Origin of the sequence: Endozoicomonas sp. G2_2, assembly GCF_017744135.1 — a bacterium.
Lineage (GTDB): Bacteria > Pseudomonadota > Gammaproteobacteria > Nevskiales > Salinisphaeraceae > Salinisphaera.
In genome coordinates this window covers 66,695-74,161 of sequence record NZ_JAGHQU010000017.1, presented here as the reverse complement: position 1 = coordinate 74,161, position 7,467 = coordinate 66,695, and the positions used below count along the sequence as shown (strand labels likewise).

General features: G+C 60.5%; 7 protein-coding genes. 1 reads left to right on the top strand and 6 read right to left on the bottom strand.

Translation table 11 applies throughout. The features are described 5' to 3' along the window. Positions 1-287: 287 nt before the first annotated feature. From J7355_RS16105 to J7355_RS16080, 6 genes are all read right to left on the bottom strand, one after another. Complete coding sequence (locus J7355_RS16105; protein ID WP_209064524.1) at positions 288-500, bottom strand: heavy-metal-associated domain-containing protein; 213 nt, start codon at positions 498-500, stop codon at positions 288-290. A 120-nt stretch (positions 501-620) separates the two neighbouring features. Further along, positions 621-1,025, bottom strand: coding sequence for a MerR family DNA-binding protein (locus J7355_RS16100; RefSeq protein ID WP_348523047.1), 405 nt, complete (start codon positions 1,023-1,025; stop codon positions 621-623). A gap of 1,530 nt (positions 1,026-2,555) precedes the next feature. After that, positions 2,556-2,771, bottom strand: coding sequence for a MerR family transcriptional regulator (locus J7355_RS16095; RefSeq protein WP_209064520.1), 216 nt, complete (start codon positions 2,769-2,771; stop codon positions 2,556-2,558). 12 nt (positions 2,772-2,783) lie between these two features. Continuing rightward, the gene (dmeF, locus tag J7355_RS16090; protein WP_209064518.1) at positions 2,784-3,746 is read right to left on the bottom strand and encodes a CDF family Co(II)/Ni(II) efflux transporter DmeF; all 963 of its coding nucleotides are present in this window, start codon (positions 3,744-3,746) and stop codon (positions 2,784-2,786) included. Positions 3,747-3,890: 144 nt separating this feature from the next. After that, positions 3,891-4,091 (bottom strand): heavy-metal-associated domain-containing protein, encoded by a 201-nt coding sequence (locus J7355_RS16085; protein WP_209064516.1) that lies wholly within the window; start codon positions 4,089-4,091, stop codon positions 3,891-3,893. 94 nt (positions 4,092-4,185) lie between these two features. After that, the gene (locus tag J7355_RS16080) at positions 4,186-4,653 is read right to left on the bottom strand and encodes a nuclear transport factor 2 family protein (protein ID WP_209064514.1); all 468 of its coding nucleotides are present in this window, start codon (positions 4,651-4,653) and stop codon (positions 4,186-4,188) included. Positions 4,654-4,965: 312 nt separating this feature from the next. Between J7355_RS16080 and J7355_RS16075 the strand changes: the two genes are divergently transcribed. Further along, positions 4,966-7,437 (top strand): heavy metal translocating P-type ATPase, encoded by a 2,472-nt coding sequence (locus J7355_RS16075; protein ID WP_209064535.1) that lies wholly within the window; start codon positions 4,966-4,968, stop codon positions 7,435-7,437. The last annotated feature ends 30 nt before the right edge of the window (positions 7,438-7,467 follow it).

The window sequence follows — 7,467 nt, the reverse complement described above, 5'->3', positions numbered from 1 at the left end:
ACGCGGCTTCAAGCAACTCGCCGATGTCATTGATGGCATCCAATTCATCGACGGAATAGACGAGCGACAACTCAGCAGGAAAGCCGCCTAGCTTCTTTCCTCATACACCAGATTTGACAGTAACTCCGGGCCAAGGTGAAAACCAGCGTCTGGTACAAACGCTGACGCTCCGGCAGTCGATCCAGAAACTTCAGGAACAAGAGGTGGCTGCCCACCGAGCACGGCTCCACGAAAGCCAGCAGTCCAAGGCCGGCGGCCAGTACTCCGGCCTGTGCGATCTCCAAGGCTTAGGCCGGCTCGGCCGTGTAACCGGCATCCCGAACGGCTTTGGCCAACGTTTCGGGCGACACCTGATTGGCATCGTGCGCGATACGCGCCTGCCTGGCGTCCAGTGACACCGAGGCGCCTTTGACACCGGCCTGCTGTTCGATCACGTTTTGCACGATCTGCACGCAGCCTTGGCAGTGCATGCCGTCGATACTGAGTAGGGTGGTTTGCATGAGGTGCTCCTTGTTAGCCAAGCTCAACCAACTTCGGTCAAGCCGCGCATGGTGTTTAAAGGAGCGTAGTACCTGGAGTTGACTCCAGGTCAAGAATTATTTGCGCTTTTGTGCTTCCGATTATTCAGTCGGCGCGTCGAGTCCGTCGATGATCGGGCAACCCTGGTCGCTGCCGCGGCATAGCTGCAAAAGGTTCCCGAGCTCCTGTTGCAGCCGATCCAGATCGGCCATACGGGTTCGAATATCTTGCAGTTTTTGTTCAGTCAATCGCGCGACTTCCGGTCGAGCGGCATCACGGCAGCTCCGGGATTCGAGTAGTACCCGGATTTCGTTGAGCGAAAAATCACAGCGTTGGGCGCGCTGGATGAAATGTAGACGGGCGAGATCCCGCGCGACATAGCGCCTTCGCCCTCGGCTATCCCGCGCAACGGGGGACAACAGCCCAATTTTCTCGTAATAACGCAGCGTATCGACGGACATTCCGACTTGCCGGGCAGTTTCACCGATGCCAGAGATAGGAATCACCTCTTAAGGCTCATGTGTAAGTGTGTGAATAGATCCTTATATACATTGAGGGTGTAGATAAATTCAAAGGAAGCGCCGTAGTAACCTTCTGACTTTATTCCCTTTTTCCGAAATCGGCTTCAAAAGCCCAGTTCGAGAAACACGCGTTTATTCAGCGGCTTACAAGGTTTGTCTACACCCTCATTACGAAGGCCATAAAAAGCCTTAACCTCGCACGGTCTACGTTCGCTATCGGAATGCTAAATTGAATTCCAAGCCGTCTTCCTAAGCTGTCCGAATTCGCTGGGTCGTCTAAGCTGCGAGGCACGGGAAGGGGACAGCTCATCGCTGTCCCCTTGCTTAAGCGACGTTACGCTATTTTCTCCAATCGAAATTTAGTCGCGAGTGTGAGGGCCAGCGTGAATATGCGACTGCGGATCAGTATGGTCCTCGCCTTCCTGATTTTCCTTTTCCGCACCACGTGTGGGGACATTCTCGGACGCCCGCCCAGGCTCGCCCGAGTGGTCAATGACGTCGTAATCGTCGGCGCCTCTCGGACCGGTGTTGCCTCGGCTAGGCGACGGCGCTGTCTCGGAACTGCCTTCGACTCTTACCACCGCCTGAGTATTCCCTGAAGCTGTGGTGTCAGCCGATTCGGCTTCATGGCCTGCCCCACCAGCGCTTGCGGTCATAAATATCGCGCTACTGAGGAACAGAGAAGTCGCGATAAACCAATGTGATGTAGACGGATTAACATTTGAGATGTGCATGAGTTCACTCCCGTAATTCATATCAACGATAAAGCTGCAAAACGCGATCGCAATTGACCAGTTCGTCTAGCCTCAAGCTACCAATTTGCGTTTATAGCTCGGAGCGCGGCGTACGCCTGCGGACACAAGCAAATTTGATTAGAGTCTGCTAATCCAGGCGCGTTTGAGCCGCTGCCAATGCGAAAAGGCTACGACGCTCTGGCGGGAGGACGGTATGGTGGTAAAGTAAATCCGCTGCCAACCTCACTTTGATTAAGGGCAGCAGGCTTTACCGCAGAATAATAATCCGTTTTGAACAAGAAATTGCTAGCGCCTATGGCACTCGCTGCGCAATGGCCGACAGATGCGCACTTATGGTGCTTATGACCCTCGGAGCCATCATGATGTTCATCGTTGGCGGTAGGAGTGGCGTTTCTTGGTTCGCTGCCGACTGTGGATTGCGCGTGATCGCCGGCGAGCTGGATAGAAACGCGCGGTGGCGTTTGTCCGCTAGCCTGCGTGGCAAACGCGGCCAATAAAAGCGATAGTGCGAACATGAAACGCATGTGATCGAATGTAGATGCGGTTAGGCTAAAAATCAAGAGCGTGATGTGCTGAGTAACAACGTGAGTTGAGGGTGTCGGAAGTAGTTAACTATTTGGAATATAGAATAGCCCGTCGTCCATCAGACACAGACTCAGTGTTGGTTGGGCCGTCGCCGGCGTGGCCTGTGTTCGTACAGGGCCAGATGTAGGTAAAAGCCGGCGATTGGGAGCGCCGTATTCTTGCTTGGTCGCGCGTGTTACGGGGCCAATAGTTTGCCCATCTCGTTCAGAGAGAAGCCCAGCCGCTTCGCGCCTTGAATAAACCGCAGGCGTTCCATGGCGCCGGGTGGAGAACGGCGATAGCCGCTGGGCGTGCGCGGTGGTTCCGGCACGAAGCCGAGCCGTTCGTGGACACGGATGGTTTCAACGCCCGTATTGGCGTTTTGTGTCAACTGGCCTATGGAATAACTCAAGACGACCATCCTTCACGCGCAACGCGAGACTTCCACAGTCGAGTGGACAATACCCAAGTCATTGGGGATCAACGCTTTGTAGTAGGTTGGCGACTCCGGGTGGTGTGTCACAATACTGAACGCCGCCGCATAAATACCTGGCCCGATCGACCACACGTGAAAATCGGCCAGACGGTTGTCATCCGCCGACTCGATTGCCTCGCGTAGCCGCTCACGAACGTCGGGTTCGGCGCGTTGATCCAGCAGCACGCCTGTGGTCAATCCCAGTAACTGTTTCGCCCAGCGCACGACCAGGATGGCGCCGACCACGCCCATCACAGGATCGAGCCAAACCGCACCGACGTATTTCCCGGCCAACAGGGCGAAGATCGCCAGCAACGAGGTCAGCGCATCCACCAGCACGTGCAGATAGGCCGCGCGCATGTTGTGGTCTTGCCCATGGCCGTGATCGTGGGCGTCGTGGCCATGCGCGTGGTGGGCTGCGTGCCCATGAAAATGGTCGTGTCCGTGCTCGTGACCATGGTCGCCCAGAATCAACATGCACAGGCCGTTGATGATCAGGCCCACCACGGCCACGGCGATCGCCCAATTGAATTGAATCGCGACCGGGTTCAGGGCCCGTTCCACGCTCTCCCAGACCATGACCGCGGCAAAGATTGCCAGCAGCAGAGCGCCGGTATAGCCGCCCAGCGCGTTGACCTTGCCGGTGCCGAAGGTAAAGCGCGGGTCGTGGGCGTGACGCCGCGCGTAAATATAGGCGAACGCGCTGATGCCCAGCGCCAGCGCGTGGGTGCCCATGTGGATGCCGTCGGCGAGTAGTGCCATCGAACCGAAAGCCACGCCGGCGGCGATCTCGACGCCCATGGTGACCAGCGTGATGGCCGTGACGATCAGGGTGCGACGCTCGCCCGCCCGGGGGCGATCCTGGCCGAAGCTGTGATCGTGTTCCCAGTGGCTGATGTCTTCGGTGTGCATGGAGCGCTCCTTGTCTACGGGGCGACGCGCGGCGCCTGCGTTGTTGGATTTGGTCGCTGCTTCGACGGACTGGTCCTTGGGAGTTCAACCCCGGCGCCGGCCGTGCGGCACCGGGGCGAACGAAACGGATCGTGCTCGTCGGTGCTAGGCGATCGGCTCCGCCTCATAACCGGCCGATCGCATCGCCTGGCGCAGGCTTTCATCATCCGCGGTACTGTCCACTGCCACAACCTTGCTTTCCAGGTCGATGTTGATGGTCGCATCCGGGTCGGTTTGTTCGATTGCCCGGGTAACGGTGTTAACGCAATGGCCACACGACATATCTTCAACGGTATAACGCTGCATCGCAGGCTCCTGTATTGGAAATGTGAAATCAATCGTGAGGCTTCCCACGGTGGGAAGGTCAAGCTATTCGCAGTGGTGAATCTCGTTTGGCGCGCTACATCCCGAGCTCGGTCAATCCTGCATGGTCTTCCGGTCGTGGCCCTTGTGGCCACAAAAAGCGACGCTGCTCTTTCTCAATAGGTACGTCGTTGATGCTGGCTTCCCGGCGCTGCATGAGGCCGTTGTCGTCAAACTCCCACTGCTCGTTGCCGTAGCAGCGAAACCACTGGCCAGCGGTGTCGTGACATTCATACTGGAAACGCACTGCGATGCGGCGTTCGTGATACGCCCATAACTCCTTGATCAGGCGGTAACCCAGTTCCCGCTGCCACTTTTGCGTCAAGAACTGAACGATAGCGTCTCGGCCTTCGATGAATTCCGAGCGGTTGCGCCAGACACTTTCCGGAGTATAGGCCAGCGAGACTTTCTCCGGATCGCGCGTGTTCCAGGCGTCTTCGGCCATTCGGACCTTCTGTCGAGCGGACTCCTGCGTGAAGGGCGGGAGCGGGGGCTTTTGTGTCATGGGGTGGTCTCCTTGAAAAGGTCGCTTCATCGGTCGTCTCGAAGTGAGCGATACATTGACGTCGAGCAAACATTGGTGCTTGCCACGCGTGGAAGGTCAAGGCTGGAAAACGCCCTGTCGACGATTGGAGCGGATGACCGGACCGGACGAAAATAACCGCTTGACCTTCCCATCGTGGCAACGTTGATACTCCGTCGCCATGGCACCCAACGCACCGGAGAAACCGTCATGGCTTCTGTAGAACCTCTACTATCAAACGATCCATCGGGCTCGCATCCGGTGGGGCAGACCCTACGTGTCGGTATCGCTGGCATGAGCTGTGCATCCTGCGTCGGCCGCGTGGAAAAAGCCCTGCGCGCCGTCGATCGGGTCGAGTCGGCGAATGTGAACCTGGCCACCGAACGGGCCGAGGTCACGTTTTCATCCGCGCCCGACACGGCCGCGGTCCAGACCGCGATTCAGCAAGCCGGTTATTCGATCGTCGAGGAGACGATCGAGTTGGCCGTTGAAGGTATGAGCTGCGCGTCCTGCGTCGGCCGTATCGAGAAAGCCCTGGCGGCCGTGCCCGGTGTGCTGGAAGCCCACGTGAATCTGGCCACTGAAAAGGCGCAGGTGCGCCACGTCGCCGGCATGGTCGACGCCAAGGCGCTGGAAACTGCAGTCAGTGACGCTGGCTATGCGGCCCGCACGGTAGCGGACAACGACAGCGGCGATCAGCAAGCTCAGGCGCGGGCCGAGGAGATCGGCGCGCTCAAGCGCAGCATCCTGTTCGCGGGCGCGGCGACGTTGCCGATCTTCGTGCTCGAGATGGGTAGCCACATATTCACGAGCCTGCACGACGGACTGATGGCAACGCTCGGTCAGCAGAACCTGTTCTATCTGTTCTTCGTGCTCGCCAGTTTCGTACAGTTCGGGCCGGGTCTACGCTTCTACAAGAAGGGCTGGCCGGCCTTGATGCGCGGCGGCCCCGACATGAACTCGCTGGTCATGCTGGGCACGAGTGCGGCCTACGGTTATTCGCTGGTGGCGACCTTTCTGCCCAGCGTGCTGCCCGAGGGCACCGTCAACGTCTACTATGAAGCCTCGGCCATGATCGTGACGCTGATCCTGATCGGGCGTTACATGGAGGCGCTGAGCAAGGGGCGTACCAGCGAGGCCATCAAGCGTCTGATGACGCTGCAGGCCAAGACGGCCCGGGTGATCCGTGACGGCGAGCCCGTGGAAGTGGCGCTCGAAGATGTGCAGGTCGGCGATATCGTGCAGGTCCGCCCCGGTGAAAAGGTGCCGGTGGACGGCGAGGTGGCCGAAGGCACGTCCTACGTCGACGAGTCCATGATCACCGGCGAGCCGGTGCCGGTTCAGAAGAGCGCGGGCGCCGAAGTCGTGGGCGGTACGCTCAACAAGACCGGCAGTTTCTCGTTCACTGCCACCAAGGTCGGCGGCGACACCATGCTGGCCCAGATCATCCGCATGGTCGAAGCCGCGCAGGGCGCCAAGTTGCCGATTCAGGCGCTGGTTGACCGCGTGACCGGGGTTTTCGTGCCGGCGGTGCTCGCCGCTGCGGCGTTGACCTTCGGGGTGTGGCTGGTGTTCGGTCCCACGCCCGCATTGACGTTCGCCCTGGTGAACGCGGTCGCCGTGTTGATCATCGCCTGCCCCTGCGCCATGGGGCTGGCCACGCCGACCTCGATCATGGTCGGCACCGGCCGGGCCGCGGAAATGGGCGTGCTGTTTCGCAAGGGCGAGGCGCTGCAGAGCCTGCGGAGCGTCGACATCATCGCGCTGGACAAGACCGGCACCCTGACCAAGGGGCGCCCGGAGCTCACCGATCTGGTCACCGCCGACGGTTTCGAGCGTGACGACGTGCTGCAGACGGTGGCCGCCGTGGAGGCCCACTCGGAGCACCCGGTCGCCGAGGCGATCGTCGAGGCCGCGCGAGCGACGGGCGTTAAGCTCATCAAGGCCGCCGACTTCGAGGCCACACCCGGCTACGGCGTATCCGCCACCGTCGATGAGCGCGCCGTCGCGATCGGCGCGGACCGCTTCATGCGCCAGATGGATCTGAACGTGACCGCGTTCGCGGAGACCGCGAGCCGCCTGGCCGACGAGGGCAAGACGCCGCTCTACGCCGCGATCGACGGCCGTCTGGCCGCGATCATCGCAGTCGCCGATCCGATCAAGGAATCGACACCCGGCGCCATCGAGGCCTTGCACGGTCTGGGGCTGCGCGTGGCCATGATCACCGGCGACAACCAGCGCACCGCCAATGCCATCGCCCGGCGGTTGGGCATCGACGAGGTGATCGCCGAGGTTCTGCCGGACGGCAAGGTCGAAGCGGTCAAGCGCCTGCGGGGGAACGACCGCAAGCTGGCGTTCGTCGGCGATGGCATCAACGACGCGCCGGCGCTGGCCGAGGCCGATGTCGGCCTGGCGATCGGCACCGGCACCGACGTCGCCATCGAAAGCGCCGACGTGGTGCTCATGTCCGGCGACCTGCGCAACGTGCCCAACGCCATCGGTCTGTCGCGCGCGACGATCACCAACATCAAGCAGAACCTGTTCTGGGCTTTCGCGTACAACGCCGCGCTGATCCCGGTCGCCGCCGGCGTGCTGTACCCGGCGTATGGGGTATTGATGTCGCCGATTTTTGCGGCGGCTGCGATGGCTTTGTCCAGCATCTTCGTGCTCGGCAATGCGTTGCGCCTACGTCGGTTCGCGCCGCCCATGGGGTTCGAGGAAGCCCCGGCATCGCAAAGTCCCGCCACGACCGTGGCGGCCCGGTAGCCGCGGCCGAACGAGGAGGTCGCGAGCCGG

Coding starts and splice junctions, on each gene's coding strand:
- dmeF (WP_209064518.1), bottom strand. CDS start 3,746: ATGCACACCGAAGACATCAGCCACTGGGAACACGATCACAGCTTCGGC.
- J7355_RS16105 (WP_209064524.1), bottom strand. CDS start 500: ATGCAAACCACCCTACTCAGTATCGACGGCATGCACTGCCAAGGCTGC.
- J7355_RS16080 (WP_209064514.1), bottom strand. CDS start 4,653: ATGACACAAAAGCCCCCGCTCCCGCCCTTCACGCAGGAGTCCGCTCGA.
- J7355_RS16075 (WP_209064535.1), top strand. CDS start 4,966: ATGAGCTGTGCATCCTGCGTCGGCCGCGTGGAAAAAGCCCTGCGCGCC.
- J7355_RS16085 (WP_209064516.1), bottom strand. CDS start 4,091: ATGCAGCGTTATACCGTTGAAGATATGTCGTGTGGCCATTGCGTTAAC.